Here is a 16,760-nt window from a genome sequence, read left to right on the forward strand (position 1 = left end):
ACAGGACATGGTCGAGGCCTCCCCCAAGGTCGTTGTCGTCGTCCCCACGTACAACGAGCGGGAGAACCTTCCGGTCCTCGCCGGGCTCCTCGCGGACCTCGCCGTACCGAACCTGCACCTGCTGGTGGTCGACGACAACTCCCCCGACGGCACCGGCGAGCTCGCCGACAAGCTGGCCGCCGACTCCGGGGGCACCGTCGGCGTGCTGCACCGCACCGAGAAGGACGGCCTCGGCCGCGCCTATCTGGCCGGCATGGCCCGGGCCCTGGACGAGGGCGCCGACGTCGTGGTCCAGATGGACGCCGACCTCTCGCACCCGGCCTCGGTGATACCCGAGATGGTTCGCGTCCTGCTCGCCGACGACACCGCCGTGGTGCTCGGCTCCCGCTACGTGCCCGGCGGCTCGACCGCCGAGGAGTGGCCCTGGCACCGCAAGGCGCTCTCCGCCTGGGCGAACTTCTACGTCAACGCGATCCTCGGCCTGGGCGTCCGGGACGCCACCGCGGGCTTCAAGGCCTGGCGGGCGAGCACCCTGCGGGCCATCGACCTGCCGACCGTGCAGAGCAACGGCTACTCGTTCCAGGTCGAGATGAACTACCGGGTGATCCAGCGCGGGCTGACCATCCGGGAGGTGCCGATCCGGTTCGAGGAGCGGATCGAGGGCGCCTCGAAGATGAGCATCGGGGTGCAGGTGGAGTCGGCGCTCGCGCCCTGGAAGCTGCGCTTCAACCGCGAGGGCTAGACGAGTATTCCCTGCGGCGACCGGCAGTGTGAGCGGCTGTCGCGGGGAAAGAAGGCCGACATGGATCTTCTCCCGGAGTCCCTCACGGCCAAGCTCCGCCGCGGCGCCCGAGACCCGTTCGCCGTCCAGACCCTGCGGGCCACCGTGGCCGCCACCCTGTCCTACGGGGTGGCGACCCAGCTCAGCAGTGAGCCCGCCCCGCTGACAGCACCGCTCACCGCGCTGCTGGTGGTCCAGGTCACCGTCTACTCCACGCTCAAGACCAGCGTCCGCCGGGTCGTCTCGGTGGTGGTCGGAGTCCTGATCGCGATCGGCTTCAGCGCCGTGGTCGGGCTCTCCTGGTGGAGCCTCGGGCTGGTCATCCTGGCCTCCCTGGTGATCGGGCGGTACGTCCGGGTCGAGGAGTTCGTCCAGGAGGTCGCGATCAGCGCGATGCTGATCCTGGGCGTCACCAAGCTGGCCTCCCAGGCCTGGGACCGGGTGCTGGAGACCCTGATCGGCGCGGCCGTCGGCCTGCTGTTCAACCTGCTCTTCGCCCCGCCGGTCTGGGTGGACACCGCCGGGGAGTCGATCGAGGACCTCGCCCGGCGGGCCCGCCAGCTGCTGCTCGACATCTCCGAGCAGCTGGGCCGCCCCACTCCGGTGGCCCGGGCCGTCGAGCGGCTGCACGAGGCCCGCCGGCTCGACCAGGCGATCGCGGACGTGGACGCGGCGCTGCGCCAGGCCGAGGACAGCCTGCGCTTCAACCCCCGGATCAGCGAGGGGCTGCTCTCCCGGCTGGTGCTGCGCACCGGGCTGGACACCCTGGAGATCTGCGTGGTGGTGATCCGGGTGCTGGCCCGCTCGGTGACCGACCTGGCCAAGCGGCGCGGGCCGCAGGAGCAGCTGTTCCCGCCCGAGGTCGCGGTCGGGCTGGAGGAGCTGCTGGCGCACGTCGGCGGGGCGATGGTCAGCTTCGCGGTGCTGGTCACCACCCAGGTCAGCCGCAACGCCGAGGAGGCCGAGGAGCGGCTGACCGCCGAGCTGGCGGCGGCCCTGGCCACCCGGGAGAACGTCGCCCAGGTACTGCTGCGCAAGGTCCAGGAACACCCGGAGGCCTGGCAGCTGCACGGCTCGATGCTCGCCGAGATCGACCGGATCCTGGACGAACTGGACCTGGAGCACCGCAGCCGGCGGCTGATGGAGGAGCTGGACCGGGCCTCGCTGGTGAGCCGCGAGCGGTTCTCCGGCCTCGCCCGGCTGCGTTCTGTCCTGCGGGGCGGGCGGCGGCGGGGCGAACGGGAGCGCCCGGCGGTGGGGGCCGGGCGCTGATCCGGGGCCTGCTCTGATCCGGGGCCTGCTCTGATCCGGGCCCGCTGAGCCGGGGCCCGATGAACGGGCCCGTTGTCTTGGGCCCGTCGTCATGCGCCCGTCGCCACGGGCCCGCGGAGGTCAGGGCATCAGCCAGGGCTGCTGGGGCAGCGGGTGGCCGGTCTCCAGGTACGTCTTGAGGTTGGACAGCACCGCCGACCAGCCCCGTTCGGCGTCCGCCCGCTCGTCCTCGTCGGCGAGGTTCTCGTGGGTGACGGTCAGCCGGGTCAGGTCCTGCCAGTGCCGGAGGTCGAACGTGACCCGGCTGGGCCCCTCCGCGCGCTGCCCCTCCGGCCCGGCCCAGGTGGTGACCAGGCGGTACGGGCGGTCGGACACCTCGACGATGCCGATCACGTCGGCGATCCCGGAGCCGTCGGTGCGCTGGTGCTCCCAGGGCGAGCCGGGCAGCCAGGTGGAGACGTTGCGGTGGCCCCAGTAGAGGCCGGACTCGTCGGCGTTGGTGAGCGCGTGCCATACCCGCTCCGGGGTGGCACGCAGGTAGACGGTGCTCCGGTGGCTGACGGCGGTCACGGCCTCAGCCCCTGGCCGCGTCGAGCAGCTGCTGGATATCGATCTTCTGCATCCGCAGCATGGCCGCCATCACCCGGTCGGACTTGGCCCGGTCCCGGTCGCCGATCAGGTCGAGGAGGACGCGCGGAGTGATCTGCCAGGAGAGGCCGAAGCGGTCCTTGAGCCAGCCGCACGGGCCCTCCTGGCCGCCGTCGGCGGTGAGCTTCGCCCAGAGTTCGTCGACCTCCCGCTGGTCGTCGCACTCGACCTGGAGCGAGAGCGCCTCGGTGAAGGTGAATTCGGGGCCGCCGTTGAGCGCCGCGTAGGGCCGGCCGTCGAGTTCGAACTCGACGGTCATCACCGAACCGGGCTCCCCGGGCCCGGCCTCGCCGTAGCGGGTGACCCCGGTGACGCGGGAGTTGGGGAACAGCGAGGTGTAGAGGGCGGCGGCCGCTTCGGCCTGGTCGTCGTACCAGAGGAAGGTGGTGATCTTCTGCATGGGCCCGACGGTAGCGGCGGGGCCCGGCACCGCGGCCGAGCCACGGCCGGGGGTCACCGGATCGGCGCCCCGGCCGGACGGGCATCGGATCAGTGCACCCAGCCCGCGTAGCGCTGCGCGAAGCGTTGCCCGGTGTGGGCGGTCACCACGACGTCGTAGCGGCCCTGCCCGTCCAGCGGCCAGGCGAGCTCGACCTGCTTGCCGGGCTTGACCCACACGGTCTGCGCGCTGCCCGCGAAGTCGTTGGGCGCGGCGGTGAAGGCCACGTCCGTCAGGCCGTCGTTGGCCACCTGGAGGATGAGCTTCAGGCTGCCGCGCAGGTCGGCGGTGACGATCGGCACGCCGATGTCGTTCTGGCCGTCCTGCCCGTCCCGGACCACCGTGCCGGCGAAGCGGCGCACGAAGCCGTCCGGGCCGTGGACGGTGAAGTCGTAGCGGCCGTCGGTGGCGGCGGCGTCCCAGACGTACGTCGCGCTCGCGCCGGGGGCGACGGTGTACGGGGTGCCCGCGAAGGGGAGCAGGATGTTCGGGTAGACGGTGTACGGGAAGGCCACCGAGCCGTCGTTGCTCATGGTGCAGGTGACCTTGCCGGTCCGGCGGTCCACCGCGACGTCGGCCCACGGCTGATATGGCAGCGGGCGGTGCGGGCGCTCGCCGCGCTCCTGGACCGGCATCGACTGGGTGCCGACCGCCGGGAGGGCCACGCCGGGCAGTTTGGTACCCGCGTCGGCCCTGGCCATCAGGGCGTTGGTGTCGGGCAGCTTCGGCAGCGAGTGGTCCGGGGCGGCGAAGTCGAAGCAGCTGGTGAGGTCTCCGCAGACGGCCCGGCGCCAGGCGGAGATGTTGGGCTCGGCCACGCCGGTGACCAGCTCCATGAAGCGCAGCACCGAAGTGTGGTCGAACACCTGGGAGTTGACCCAGCCGCCGCGCGACCAGGGGGACGCCACCCAGAGCGGGACGCGGTTGCCGAGGCCGATGGCCCGGCCCTGGGTGAACTCCTCGGGGGTGCCGGCCTCCGGGGTGGGCGGGACCATGTGGTCGAAGTAGCCGTCGTTCTCGTCGTACATGACCAGGAAGACGGTGTGCCGCCACACCTCCGGGTTGGACATCAGCGACTGCAGGGCCTGGTTGACCCAGTGCGCGCCGTAGGCGGGGCCGGCCTCCGGGTGTTCGGAGAAGAGGTAGGGGGCGACCAGCCAGGAGATGGTCGGCAGGGTGCCGTCCTTGCAGTGGCGGTCGAAGTCGGTGGGGTCGAACTTGGTCATCGCGTTGACGAACCGCGGGTCGTCGTGCGGGAAGGCGTGGAACTGCTTGAAGTAGGAGAGGGCGTTGTCGTCGTAGTCGCCGGTGCGGTCGTCCTTGCTGGGGTTGTGGTAGACCCGCCAGCTGATGCCGGCCGCCTCCAGGCGTTCGGCGTAGGTGGTCCAGTCGGCGACGGGGTTGTCGGTGACCGGGGTGTTGTCGATCCAGGGGCCGGTGGTGCCGTCACGGCCGGGGCCGGCGGTTCCGGTCCAGAGGTAGAGCCGGTTGGGGTCGGTGGGGCCGGCCAGCGAGGTGAAGTAGGCGTCGCAGAGGGTGAACGCGTCGGCCAGGGCGTACTGGTAGGGAATGTCGTCCCGGGTGAAGTAGCCCATGGTGCGCTCGCCCTTGGCGGCGATCCACTTGTTCATCGCGCCGTTGTTGATGGCCTGGTGGCCGGTCGCCCAGTCGTGGGCCAGGCCGCCGGCGTTCTGCGCGTTGTACTTCGAGGTGTCCATCCGGTACGGCAGCATCACCCCGCCGTCGCCGCGCCGGGCGTCGGGCTGACGGAACACGTCGGTGCCGTCCGGGAACTGCAGCGCCTGCTTGTCGCCGAAGCCGCGCACGCCGTTCAGGGTGCCGAAGTAGTGGTCGAAGCTGCGGTTCTCCTGCATCAGGACGACGACGTGCTTGACGTCCCTGATGGTGCCGGTAAGGGCGGTGTCGGCCGCGGTGGCGGGAGCGGCCTCGGCCTGGGTGCTGGACAGGCCGGTCAGGGCGGTGGCGCCGACGGCCGCGGAGGCGCCGACGAAGGTGCGGCGGGAGAGCTCGGGCATCGTGAAGTGGCCTCTCAGAGCTGGAAGGTGGCGACGGCGGCGGCGGTGTCGGAGGGCCACTCGTTGGCGGCGGTGTTCGGCTCCGGCTGGGGCCAGCCCGCGACCAGGGTGTGCGCCTCGACCAGCTTCAGCGCTCCGGCGTACTGGACGAAGTCGATGCGGTCCTGCGGCTCGGGGCGGTCGCCGCGCCGCTTGCGGGTGGGCGACCAGGTGAAGCCGGGGGCCTTGACCGGGTCGGGGTTCTCCTCGCGGAAGGTGTCGGTGAGCCCGGCCTCCTGGAGAGTCGCGGTGACCGGCCACCTGAGCGCGCCGACCCCGTTGTGGGCGGCGGCGGTGGCGGCCGTCCAGTCCAGGTGAGAGGGCGAGGAGAGGGAGCCGGCCAGTACCACCGGGATGCGCCGGGCGAGGTCCGCGCGCACGGCGGCGGCCAGCGCCCTGGCCTGCTTGAGCCGCACCGAGGCGTTCTCGGCGGCCAGCACCTGGGCGGCGCTGCTGCCGTCCTGCACCGCGTACGGGCCGTAGCCCGCCTCGTCGAGGTGGGCGGCCCAGAACCGGACACTGCGACCGCCCGGCAGCTGGACGGTGGCCGCGACGGCGGGCAACTCGGCGGTGGCCGGGGTCAGTTCGGTCAGCGGGTAGCGACTGAGGATGCCGACGCTACCCGGGCTCTGGTGGGCGTACCAGCCCAGTGCGTCGGCCAGGGTCCTGGCCCGTTCTCCGGCCGTCTCCTGCAGCGCGAGCACGTCCAGGCCCTGGGCGAGGACGATGCGCAGCTGCTTCTCCAGCGCGTCGGTGCAGCCGGAGCCGGCGTCGTGCAGGTTCCAGCCGGCGGCCTTGAGCCGGGGCGGGGCCGCCGGATCCACGACGGGGACGAGCACGGTGACGGTGTCGGTGGCGCCGGTGCTGTCCTTGACGCCGACCACCACCAGCTCGGGGTTGCGGCCGGGGGCGGCGGGCGCCGTGCCGGTGACGGTGCCGTCGGCGCCGACCGAGGCCCAGGCCGCACCGCCGAGCTTGCGGTAGGCCGCCGACCCGGGAGCATTGCCGGCGGGACGGGACCAGAGGCCGCCGAGCCCGATCTTCACGGCGGCGCCGGGGGCGACCGGGGTGGCGGTGAAGGAGTCGACGGCGGCATGCGGGCGGACCACCGGGGGCTTGGCGCGGAAGCCGAACGGGGCGGTCTGTGCCAGGACGCCGTAGCCGTCCTTGGCCAGCAGGTAGGCGGTGTACGGGCCGCCGGTCAGCGCGGAGGTGTCGAGCTGGACGTCGCCGGAGGTGCCGGGGGTGTACTTCCAGAGCAGCGAGGCGCCGCTGCCGGGTTGGCGGCTGCCGTCGTAGATGCCGACCCAGTTCTTGGCGTCGGGGGCGTCGGTGGTCCAGTGGAACGTGAGCCGGTCGCCTTCGGCGGGGCTGCTGGAGGAGGTCAGGGTCAGGGCGCTGCCTGCGGCCACGGTTGTCCTGTCCGCCGGCGCGGGACCGGTCCGCCGGGGGACGGTGCCGGACCGCGCGCGGCTGGTCACGGAGGCTGGGAGGGAGGAGCACCCGCAGTTGGCTGTACAACTGCGGGCGGGCTCATTCATCCGAAGGCCAGCAACCAGGGCGTGAACGGCACGTGACGGAGCATCGGGCGGTTCGCGAACTCCGGGGCGGTAGCGCACTGATGGGCGTCGGCAGGGGCGGCACACGCAGGGCCGCGACGGGTGATCCGTCGCGGCCCTCCGGGGATGAGCGGTGGGGACGCCGGGTTGGCGGGCCCGTGCTCCGGCTCGCGCTCCGGCTCGCGCCCGGGCCCGTGCTCCGGCCCGTGCTCAGGCCAGGGCGAGGAACAGCTTCTCCAGCTCGGCCTCGCTCATCGGCGCGCCGTCCTCGTCGGCGGCGGCCATGCACTGGCGCATCCCGCTGGCGACGATCTTGAACCCGGCCCGGTCCAGGGCGCGCGAGACCGCGGCGAGCTGGGTGACCACGTCCTTGCAGTCCCGCCCCGCCTCGATCATCGCGATCACCCCGGCCAACTGGCCCTGAGCCCGACGCAGTCGGTTCAGGACCGCGCCGACCGCCTCCTCGTCCACCTGCATGTCCGGGCCGCCTTTCACATCGACTGTCGGCTGCCAAGTGTACCCGGCGGGGTATTCATTCCCGGCTGGACCAAGCCCTCCCGAAAGGGCCCCTGATCAGCGGCGGGCCAGTCGGCGCTCGCCCCCGGTGCCGGTCGCGTACGGTAGCTCGTAGTAGGCGAACACCTCGGGTTCGTCGGTGGCGGGCAGGACGTCGTCGGTGCCGATCGCGGGTGCCTGCTTGACCTTGGCCTTCGGGTACGGCACCCGCAGGTAGGCCGGCCCTGCCACCGAGCCCTCCAGCGGGACGAAGACCAGGCGGCGCTTGGTCACACCGGTCAGGACGGTGGCGAAGAACGGCTCGTCGGTGGCCGTCTCGACGTACACCGACTCCAGCGTGCCGATACGGCGGTCCTTCTCGTCGACCACCGGCTGGCCGCGCCACTCGCGGATGTCTGCCATAGCGATCCCCACGACCTCGGCCTCCCGTGTCGTGCCCTGCCGACGGCTCCGTCCGGCCCGCCGGCTCCGCCGGGCCCACCGCCCGGGGTTTCCATCCTGCGCCGGGACGGCCGCCGGGGCACGACGAAAGGGACGCACGGGGGTGAGTGGTTCGAGGGTGGTGCGGGGCGGGGTGCGCGGCCGGGGGTGGGGACTTCTGGACCCCGGACAGGGGGGCTGGCACCAGGGACCCGGGCTCCGTCCCCCGCTACGGTCGTCGCGACGGCTCCGGACCGGGGCGGTCACGGAGTCCGTCCGCACGCGACGACCGTCCATGACGTGGGGGAACACCATGGTCCAGTACCGCAGCTATCAGCGTCTTGCCGGGGCCGCCGTGGTCGCCGGGCTCGCCGTGGGCGCGCTCACCGCCTGCGACCCGGTCGGGACCGAGGTCAGCGACGACGCGACCGTCTCCGGAAGGATCACCGCCGTCAAGCTGGACGACCTCTCCGGGGAGGTCACCGTCCACGGCAAGTCCGGCACCGGGAGTGCCTCCGTCCACCGGAAGATCACCTACCAGGACAGCAAGCCCGGGACGACCACCCGGATCGAGGACGGGGTCCTGGTGCTCGGCGGCTGCGGGCACAACTGCTCGGTGAGCTACACCGTCGAGCTGCCCGCCGGACTGCCGGTCAGCGGCGGCACCTCCTCAGGCGGGATCCACCTCACCGAGGTCGGCTCGGTGTCGGTGCACACCGACTCCGGCAACATCTCGGTCGACCAGGCAACCGGAGCGGTCGACCTGCGCACCGACAGCGGTGACATCGACGGCACTTCGCTCAAGGGCGACCGGATCCAGGCCAAGACGGACAGCGGCGCGATCAAGCTCACCGCCGCCAAGGCCCAGGACGTCAAGGCCAGCACCGACAACGGCGAGATCCGCCTCACCGTCCCGCCGGGTTCCTACCGCGTCAGCGCCGGGACGGACATCGGCTCGAAGCACATCGGCGTCCAGAACGACCCCAACGGCAAGTTCAAACTGGACCTGGGTACGGACATCGGCGACATCACCGTCAACACGGGCTGACCGCCCCGCCCCGTGAAAAATTCGGCGGGCCCGGGTGGGGGCGGGGCGGTCCGCAGGGATCCCCACTCCGGGTACGCACCTCGGCGGGCGCACCCGAAAGGCTGTGTCCGGAGCGGTGATCCCTAAGGTCAGAGGCCGGTCTGGATCTCGGCCCGGTGGCGGATGTACTCGTCGGGATGCGAGCGGGCGATCGTGACCGCCGCCTCGACCAGGGCGTGCAGTTCGGCCGGGTAGGCGCGCGCGACCAGCGGCAGGCCGGGCAGGATGCAGCGGCGGACGTCGAGGTCCTCGTTGGCGACGAACTCCCGCAGCGCGGCCTCGTTCCAGCTGTCGCGGACGGTCGCGCCCTCGTCGGCGGTCGCGTTCCGGCCGCCGCCGACCGTCAGTGCCGTCCAGTACCAGGCCCGGGCGGCACCGGCGCGCTCCGGGTTGGTGCCGGTCTGCAGGTAGCCCAGCAGGGTCAGGCGGACCCGGCGCTGGCCGAAGGCGACGAGGGCGGGCTCAACGAGGCGGCGGTTGAAGCTCGGGTTGGGGTCGTGGACCGCCGCCTCCAGCAGCGGCTCGAAGTACTCCTCGGGCAGCTCGGACCGCCCGGCGAGCGCCTTGTGGACCTCCCATCGGGCCGCGCTCGGGTAGTCCGCCCCCGGTGCGACCTCGGCCCCGAGCACGCGGAGCAGACGCGCGAGCCGCAGCTCGAACGCCTCCGATCCGCCCTCCGTGCGCCCGGGCAACGGCTGGAGAATCCGCACCTCGCCGGCCGTGTCCTTGGTTTCCACGAACATCCTCCTCATTCTGAGTCATCGGCAGACTACTCGCTGATACACCAGTTCGGCGGCGGTTTTCGGCCAGGACCGGATCTTGGAGCGTTCAGGAGGGAGTTCTGACGTTGCCTCAGTCCGCAATCGCGGTAGACGGCGCGAGTTGCGGATCGCAGTGGTGATGGTGCGTCAGGACGGTCTGCCGGGCGGGACGAGTCCGGACTGGTAGGCGATCGCGACGAGCTGCGCCCGGTCCCGGGCGTCCAGCTTGGCCATCGCCCGGTGCACATGGGTGCGGACGGTGAACGGGCTGACGAACATCCGCTCGGCGATCTCCTCGTTGGTGAGCCCGGTGGCGGCCATCGACATCACCTCGCGCTCACGGGCGGTGAGGACGGAGAGCCGCTCGGAGGGCGCGACGGCGGCCGGGTCGGGCTGGGCGAGGAACTGCTCGATCACGGCCCGGGTCGCGGCGGGCGAGAGCAGGGCGTCGCCGGCCGCGACGGTGCGGACGGCGGCCAGCAGTTCCTTCGGGTCGGCGCCCTTGCCGAGGAATCCCCCGGCGCCCGCGCGCAGCGCCTGGGCCACGTACTCGTCGATCTCGAAGGTGGTGAGGATGAGCACCCGGGTGCCGGACAGCTCCTCGTCCGCGCAGATCTCGGCGGTGGCGCCGAGGCCGTCGGCGCCGGGCATCCGGATGTCCATCAGCACGATGTCGGGCTTGGTGGCCCGGGCGAGTTCCACCGCCTCCCGGCCGTCGGCGGCCTCACCGACCACCTCCATGTCCTCCTCGGCGTCGATCAGCATCCGGAAGGCGCCGCGCAGCAGGGCCTGGTCGTCGGCGAGCAGCACGCGGATGGTCATGCGTGGTCCTTGTCCTTCCGGATGACGCGATCTTGTCGGATGGTGTCGGGAGAGCCGGCCGCGGACGCGGAGTCGGCGGAGCGGTCGGGGCGCGCGGGCCGGACGGTGCAGTCGCGCCAGAAGGCGTGGGCGGGCCGTTCCCTGGCGGCGGGCTCGGCCGGGCCGCCCGGTTCGGTGGTGGCGGCCGCGGGGCGGGCCGCACCGTCCGTCCAGGGCCCGGCGTCGTCCCGGGCGCCGGTGCGCAGCGGGAGTTCGGCGGTGACCAGGAAACCGCCGCCGGGCCGGTGGTCGGCGGTCAGGCGCCCGCCGACCGCGCCGGCCCGCTCGCGCATGCCGATCAGGCCGAAGCCGCTCTCGCCCGGGGCAGGCGGCGGCAGCAGGGCGGTGCGGGGGCGACCGGTGGCTGTCGGGCGGCCGTTGGCGACGGTGACCGCGACCCGGCTGCCGCTGTAGGAGAGGGTGACCTCGGCGTCGGCGCCGTGGGCGTGCTTGGCGACGTTGGTCAGCGACTCCTGGACGATCCGGAAGGCGGTGAGGTCGACGCCGGGCGACAGTGGCCGGGACTCACCCTCGACGGTGAGCCGGACCGGCACTCCGGCCCGTTCGAAGGTGTTGATCAGTTCGGGGAGCCGGTCCAGGCCGGGGGCGGGTTCGAGCGGGGCCGGATCCTCGGCACGGCGCAGCAGGCCGACGGTGGCGCGCAGCTCGTGGAGGGCGGAGCCGGTGGCGTCGGTGATGTGGCTGAGCACCTCGCGGGCCTGCACCGGGTGGCTGTCCATGAGGTGGAGGGCGATGCCGGCCTGGGCGTTGGCGAGGGCGATGTGGTGGGCGACGACGTCGTGCAGGTCGCGGGCGATCCGGATCCGCTCGTCGGCGACCCGTCGGCGGGCCTCCTCCTCGCGGGTGCGTTCGGCGCGTTCGGCGCGTTCCTCGATCGCGGCGAGGTGGGCGCGGCGGTTGCGGATGGAGTCGCCGAGGGCGCCGGGCAGCAGGGCCCAGGCGAGCACGCTGATCCGCTCGCCGATCGGGCCGGTGGGCCCGAACAGCAGGGATATCCCGGTGAGCAGGACGGCGGTGGCGATCGAGGCGCGCAGTGCGGTGGAGCGGTCGGTGCGCACGGCGAGGAAGTAGAGCGCGAGCAGCAGGGGGGTGGCCAGCATCGGGGTGAGCCGCGGGCTGGTCCAGGTCAGCATCATGGTGCAGACCAGGGTGACTGCGGCCACCGCGCGCGGGTGGCGGCGGTGGAAGAACACGGCCGCGGCGGCGATCAGGGCGAGGACGCCGGTGGCCGGGTCGACCGGGGCGAAGTGCCCGGTGACCTGGTCGACCGTGGCGCCGAGGCCGGTGACCGCGAGCAGGGCCAGGCCTCCGGCGGCGTCGAGCAGCCGGGGGTGCTCGCGGCGCAGGCGCTGCCAGGTGTCGCTCATGGTCGTGCTCTCCGGGTCGGGGTGCCCTGGCCGCCCCTCGCCGGGTACTGCCAGTCGGTGCGGCGCCGCGCCCCGAGTGGGGTGCGGCGCGGCCGGGTCGGGGGCGTCCGTACGGACGGCGGCCCCGACAGCAACGGTAGCGGTTGGCGCTCGAACCGGTGTCCGAGCCGACCGGCGCCGGACCGGGCCGCCCCGGTGGGCGGCCCGGTCCGGCCGGTGCCGGGTCTAGACGGTGACCGATTCCCGGGCCGGGGCCGCCGGTTCGGGGGCGGCGGTGTGCAGCTTGCTGCCCTCGACGTCGACGTCCGGTATCAGGCGGTCGAGCCAGCGCGGCAGCCACCAGGCACGGTGGTCGAGCAGGGCCAGGACGGCCGGGACGATCGTCATCCGGACCACGAAGGCGTCGAAGGCGACGGCGGCGGCCAGCCCCAGACCCATCATCTTGATCATCGGCTCGCTCATCCCGATGAAGCCCGCGAAGACGGCGATCATGATGAAGGCGGCTGCGGTGACCACCCGGGCGTTGTGCCGGAAGCCGGTGACGATGGCCTCGCGGGGCTGCTCACCGTGGACGAAGCCCTCGCGGATCCGGGTGACCAGGAACACCTCGTAGTCCATGGCGAGGCCGAAGACCACGCCGATCATGAAGATCGGCATCATGCTCATCACCGGACCGGTCTGCTCCACGCCGATCAGGTCGGCCAGCCAGCCCCACTGGAAGACCGCGACGACCGCGCCGAGCGCGGCGGCCACCGAGAGCAGGAAGCCGAGCGCCGCCTTGAGCGGGACGAGGACCGAGCGGAAGACCACCAGCAGCAGCAGGACGGCCAGGCCGACGACCACCGCGAGGTAGGGCAGCAGCGCGTCGGTGAGCTTCTGCGAGACGTCGATGTTCATCGCCGTCGTACCGCTGACCAGGACCGTCGCCCCGGTGGAGGCCTTGAGTCCGGCGGCCTGGCCGCGGATGGTGTGGACCAGGTCCTTGGTCGCGGCCTCCGCCGGGCCGGTGGCCGGGACGGCGTTGAGCAGGGCGGTGTCCCCCGCCTTGTTGAACATCGGCGGCGCCACGGCGACCACGCCGGGAACGCCGGAGACGGCCTTGGCGACCTCACCCGCGGCGGCCTTCGGGTCCGGCGTGCCCTTGACGTCCACCAGGACGGTCAGCGGGCCGTTGAAGCCGGGGCCGAAGCCCTCGGAGAGCAGGTCGTAGGCGCGGCGCTGGGTGGTGGAGGTGGGCTTGGCCTCGTCGCCGGGAAGGCCGAGCCGCAGGTCGAGCGCGGGGGCGGCGAGCACGCCGAGGCCGACCACGCCGAGCAGCAGCACCGCGAGCGGGCGGCGGGTCACGAACCGGGCCCAGCGGGCGCCGCCGTTCTCCCTGGCCCCGGCCGGCTGGACCGCGCCGCCGGCCTTCTCGGCCTTGCGGACCTTGCGGGGCAGCACCTTGCGGCCGATGAAGCCGAGCAGGGCGGGCACCAGGGTCAGCGCGACCAGTACGGCGATGACGACCGTCCCGGCGGCGGCCATGCCCATCTTGGCGAGCATCGGGATGCCGACCACCGAGAGCCCGGCGAGCGCGATCACCACGGTGAGCCCCGCGAAGACCACCGCGGAGCCCGCGGTGCCGACGGCCCGGCCGGCCGCCTCCTGCGGGGTGCGGCCCTCGGAGAGCTCGGCCCGGTAGCGGGAGACGATGAACACGGCGTAGTCGATGCCGACGGCCAGGCCGAGCATCATGGCCAGCGTGCCGGTGGTCGAGGAGAGGCCGAGCGTGCTGCCGAGGGCGGTGATCAGCGACATGCCGAGGCCGACCCCGATCACGGCGGTGAGCAGCGGCAGGCCGGCGGCGACCAGCGAGCCGAAGGTGATCACCAGCACGACCGCGGACAGCGCCATGCCGATCGCCTCGCTGCTGCCGCCCGCCTCGGGCTTGGCCATCAGCGCGTTGCCACCGATCTCGACCTTGAGCCCGGCGTCCCGCCCGTGCTGGGCGGCCTGCTGGAGCGCGTCGGTGGCGCTCCTGGACACCTCGCCCGCCTTGGCGGAGTAGCTGACGGTGGCGTAGGCCGTCGTCTCGTCCTTGGAGACGGCGCCCTTCATCTTGAACGGGTCCACCGCGCTGGTGACCTGCTCGCCGTGGACGAGCTCGCCGACGGTCTTCTCCACGACCTGCTGGTTCGGCCCGGCGGTGATCTTCTGCCCGGAGGGCGCGACGAACACCAGGCGGGCCGAGGCGCCGTCGGCGTGGCCGCCGGGGAAGCGCTCGTTCATCAGGTCGAAGGCCTTCTGGGCCTCCGTCCCCGGCATCGAGAAGCCGTCGTCGGGTGCGGCGGGCGCCTTGGCCGCCAGGACTCCGCCGACTGCCAGGACGGCGACCCACAGGAGGGCCACCAGCCGGCGTCGCGCGAAGGCCCATCGGCCCAGGCGGTAGAGGAACGTTGCCACGGGAGAGCGGACTCCTTCGGATTCGGAAGCAGATGCGGACGGGGACGGGTGCGGGTGCGGGTGCACGAAGGCGGTCCGCTCGCAGCATGACCAATCCTTGATCGCCGACCCCTGCTCCGTCGTCGTCCCTGTGCAGGCCGTTCGCGTACTGCGGACGCAGTACGGCCCTCCCCCGTACGGCGGAGCGCACGCCCCGCGCCGGGAGCAGCCGGGAGCGGCGGGTGGCCTGCGGCGGGAGCAGCGGCGGGTCACCCGTGCGGAGGTGACGAACGGGCCGCGACGGGCCCGGCGAAGTAGCGTGATGGGCCTCTGGGCCCGACCGTTTCCACCCGGTCCGGGCCGACCCGTCCCGATCGGTGCTGAACCCAGCCCGCCGCCGGAGGTGCCCCATGGGCGTGCCAGCCGCCCGCATCGTGTTCGACGAGAACGACCGCGCGGCCGTCGCCGACGCCGTGGCCGAGATGCTCACCACCGGCGCCCTGACCCTCGGGCCGTGGACCGAGCGCTTCGAGCAGGCCTTCGCCGCCGAGCACGGCGCCTCGCACGCCGTCGCGGTGAGCAGCGGCACGGCGGCGCTGGAGATGATCCTGCGCACCGTCGACGTCCGCGGCCGCGACGTGGTCGTCCCCGCCGTCACCTTCTACGCGACGGCCGGCGCGGTGGTCCACGCCGGCGGCCGTCCGGTGTTCGCCGACGTCGACCCGGCCACCCTGGCGCTCTCCCCGGAGACCCTCGCGGCGGCCCTCACCCCGGAGACCGCGGCCGTGGTGCTCGTCCACATCGGCGGGCTGGTCACCCCGGAGGTGGACGCCCTGCGCGCGCTCTGCGACCAGCACGGCGTCCCGCTGGTCGAGGACGCCGCGCACGCCCACGGCAGCAGCCACGACGGCCGCGCCGCCGGGACCTTCGGCCTGGCCGGGGCCTTCTCCTTCTACCCGACCAAGGTCACCACCAGCGGCGAGGGCGGCATGGTGCTCACGGAGTCGCCGGAGCTGCGCGACGAGGCCCGGATCTACCGCGACCAGGGCAAGGGCTCCTTCAGCACCAACCACCACGTGCGGCTCGGCTACTCCTGGCGGATGAGCGAGCTGCACGCGGCCGTCGGCGCGGTGCACCTGCGCCGGCTCAAGGAGTTCATCGAGGCCCGCCGGGCCGTCGCCCGCCGCTACGACTCGGCGCTGGCCGGGCTGGACGGGATGGAGCCGGTGCTCGAACCGCCCGGCAGCCGCGGCAACTACTACAAGTACGTGGCGCTGCTGGCGCCCGGGGTGGACCGCGCCGCCTTCAAGCGGGCCGTCGCCGAGGAGTACGGGGTGCGGCTGTCCGGCGAGGTCTACGACCTGCCGCTGCACCTGCAGCCGGTCCTCGCCCCCTACCGGCGCGGGCCGCTGCCGGTGGCCGAGGACGTCTGCGCCCGGCAGGTCTGCCTGCCGGTGCACTCCGACATGACCGAGGACGAGACCGAGCAGGTGATCGAGGCCGTCTCGGCCGTGCACCGGCGGCTGGCCGGGTAGCGGCGGGCCGGGCAGCCGAGCGAAGGGAGCAAGACCGTGCGGATAGCCGTCACCGGGGGCTGCGGATTCATCGGCTCACACGTCGTGGACCACCTGATCGCGGCCGGCCACGAGGTCCTCTCCGTGGACACCACCGACAAGTACCTCAACCCCGACGCCGAACACGCCCGGATCGACATCCTCGACGTGCCGGCGCTGACCTCCGCGCTGGCCGGCAGCGAGGTGGTCTACCACCTCGCCGCGATGGCCGACGTCGAACAGGTCTCCGCCGACCCGGTCGGGGCCGTACGGGCCAACATCGACGGCACCGAGGCCGTCCTGGAGGCCGCCCGGCGCGGCGGGCTGAGCCGCACCGTGCTGGCGAGCACCGTGTGGGTCTACGGCGCCGCCCTCACCGACGGTCAACTCGGTGGTGAGGAAGAGGAGTTGGACGAACACGTGCCGATCGAGCTGGAGCACAGCGGGCACCTGTACGTGGCCACCAAACTGGCTGCCGAGATGCTGGTGCACAGCTACCGCGAGCTGTACGGGCAGCACTTCACCATCCTGCGCTTCGGCATCCCCTACGGTCCGCGGATGCGCGACGAGCTGGTCGTCGCCCGGTTCGTCCAGGCGGCGCTCGCCGGACGGCCGATCACCATCGCGGGGGACGGCCGGCAGAGCCGCAACTTCGTCTACGTCGAGGACCTCGCCGACGCCCACGTCCGGGCCCTGTCCCCCGCCGCCGAGGACCGGACCTTCGCCCTGGAGGGCTCCACCGCGGTCTCGGTGCGCGACATCGCCGAAACCGTCGACCGGCTGTTCGGCCCGGTCAGCATCGAGCACATCGACGGTCGCAAGGCCGACTACACCGGGCGGCGGATCTCCTCCGCCCAGGCCAAGCGGCTGCTCGGCTGGTCGCCGCGGACCAACTTCGCCGACGGCGTGCGCCGCTACGCCGACTGGTACCGGGCCACCGCAGCCGCACCGACCACCGCCGGCTGACCGGGGCCGCCCG

General features: G+C 73.0%; 15 protein-coding genes. 5 read left to right on the forward strand and 10 right to left on the reverse strand.

Going from position 1 to position 16,760, the window contains the following annotated elements:
* Window positions 1–7: 7 nt before the first annotated feature.
* Both HS99_RS16575 and HS99_RS16580 read left to right on the forward strand, forming a co-directional pair.
* Complete coding sequence (locus tag HS99_RS16575; protein WP_030284567.1) at window positions 8–742, forward strand: polyprenol monophosphomannose synthase; 735 nt, start codon at window positions 8–10, stop codon at window positions 740–742.
* 60 nt (window positions 743–802) lie between these two features.
* Window positions 803–2,053 carry an FUSC family protein gene (locus HS99_RS16580; protein WP_030284565.1) on the forward strand — a complete coding sequence of 417 codons (1,251 nt, stop codon included), beginning with the start codon at window positions 803–805 and terminating at the stop codon, window positions 2,051–2,053.
* Between the two features lie 120 nt (window positions 2,054–2,173).
* On the opposite strand, the gene HS99_RS16585 is transcribed toward HS99_RS16580, so the two are convergent.
* From HS99_RS16585 to HS99_RS16610, 6 genes are all read right to left on the reverse strand, one after another.
* Window positions 2,174–2,623 (reverse strand): SRPBCC family protein, encoded by a 450-nt coding sequence (locus HS99_RS16585; RefSeq protein ID WP_037829697.1) that lies wholly within the window; start codon window positions 2,621–2,623, stop codon window positions 2,174–2,176.
* A 4-nt stretch (window positions 2,624–2,627) separates the two neighbouring features.
* The gene (locus HS99_RS16590) at window positions 2,628–3,101 is read right to left on the reverse strand and encodes a VOC family protein (protein WP_030284561.1); all 474 of its coding nucleotides are present in this window, start codon (window positions 3,099–3,101) and stop codon (window positions 2,628–2,630) included.
* 89 nt (window positions 3,102–3,190) lie between these two features.
* Window positions 3,191–5,176: a phosphocholine-specific phospholipase C gene (locus HS99_RS16595; RefSeq protein WP_030553039.1), complete on the reverse strand. Its 1,986-nt coding sequence runs from the start codon at window positions 5,174–5,176 to the stop codon at window positions 3,191–3,193.
* Window positions 5,177–5,190: 14 nt separating this feature from the next.
* A complete protein-coding gene (locus HS99_RS16600) occupies window positions 5,191–6,627 on the reverse strand; it encodes an endonuclease/exonuclease/phosphatase family protein (protein ID WP_030553042.1) in 1,437 nt (478 codons plus the stop codon).
* 357 nt (window positions 6,628–6,984) lie between these two features.
* Window positions 6,985–7,251: a metal-sensitive transcriptional regulator gene (locus HS99_RS16605; protein ID WP_030553044.1), complete on the reverse strand. Its 267-nt coding sequence runs from the start codon at window positions 7,249–7,251 to the stop codon at window positions 6,985–6,987.
* 96 nt (window positions 7,252–7,347) lie between these two features.
* Window positions 7,348–7,692 carry a PRC-barrel domain-containing protein gene (locus HS99_RS16610; RefSeq protein WP_030553046.1) on the reverse strand — a complete coding sequence of 115 codons (345 nt, stop codon included), beginning with the start codon at window positions 7,690–7,692 and terminating at the stop codon, window positions 7,348–7,350.
* Window positions 7,693–8,005: 313 nt separating this feature from the next.
* Between HS99_RS16610 and HS99_RS16615 the strand changes: the two genes are divergently transcribed.
* Window positions 8,006–8,758, forward strand: coding sequence for a DUF4097 family beta strand repeat-containing protein (locus tag HS99_RS16615; protein ID WP_046386807.1), 753 nt, complete (start codon window positions 8,006–8,008; stop codon window positions 8,756–8,758).
* A gap of 128 nt (window positions 8,759–8,886) precedes the next feature.
* Here HS99_RS16615 and HS99_RS16620 read toward each other — a convergent pair whose 3' ends face one another.
* The 4 genes from HS99_RS16620 to HS99_RS16635 all read right to left on the reverse strand — a co-directional run bounded on the left by HS99_RS16620 (window position 8,887) and on the right by HS99_RS16635 (window position 14,249).
* Entirely contained in the window at window positions 8,887–9,534 is a 648-nt protein-coding gene (locus HS99_RS16620) for a hypothetical protein (protein WP_223885872.1), read from the reverse strand.
* A 171-nt stretch (window positions 9,535–9,705) separates the two neighbouring features.
* Window positions 9,706–10,380 (reverse strand): response regulator transcription factor, encoded by a 675-nt coding sequence (locus HS99_RS16625; protein ID WP_030284548.1) that lies wholly within the window; start codon window positions 10,378–10,380, stop codon window positions 9,706–9,708.
* Window positions 10,377–11,807, reverse strand: a complete 1,431-nt coding sequence (locus tag HS99_RS16630) for a sensor histidine kinase (protein ID WP_063737866.1) — start codon at window positions 11,805–11,807, stop codon at window positions 10,377–10,379. Before HS99_RS16630 ends, HS99_RS16625 begins: the two co-directional genes overlap by 4 nt.
* Before the next feature lie 225 nt (window positions 11,808–12,032).
* Window positions 12,033–14,249 (reverse strand): MMPL family transporter, encoded by a 2,217-nt coding sequence (locus tag HS99_RS16635; protein WP_030553052.1) that lies wholly within the window; start codon window positions 14,247–14,249, stop codon window positions 12,033–12,035.
* A 389-nt stretch (window positions 14,250–14,638) separates the two neighbouring features.
* Between HS99_RS16635 and HS99_RS16640 the strand changes: the two genes are divergently transcribed.
* On the forward strand, window positions 14,639–15,763 hold the full coding sequence (locus HS99_RS16640) for a DegT/DnrJ/EryC1/StrS family aminotransferase (protein WP_030553053.1): 1,125 nt from the start codon (window positions 14,639–14,641) through the stop codon (window positions 15,761–15,763).
* Window positions 15,764–15,799: 36 nt separating this feature from the next.
* Window positions 15,800–16,747, forward strand: coding sequence for an NAD-dependent epimerase/dehydratase family protein (locus tag HS99_RS16645; protein WP_043388245.1), 948 nt, complete (start codon window positions 15,800–15,802; stop codon window positions 16,745–16,747).
* Window positions 16,748–16,760: the final 13 nt, after the last annotated feature.

Source organism: Kitasatospora aureofaciens, assembly GCF_001188955.3.
In the GTDB taxonomy this organism is placed as follows: Bacteria; Actinomycetota; Actinomycetes; order Streptomycetales; family Streptomycetaceae; genus Kitasatospora; species Kitasatospora aureofaciens.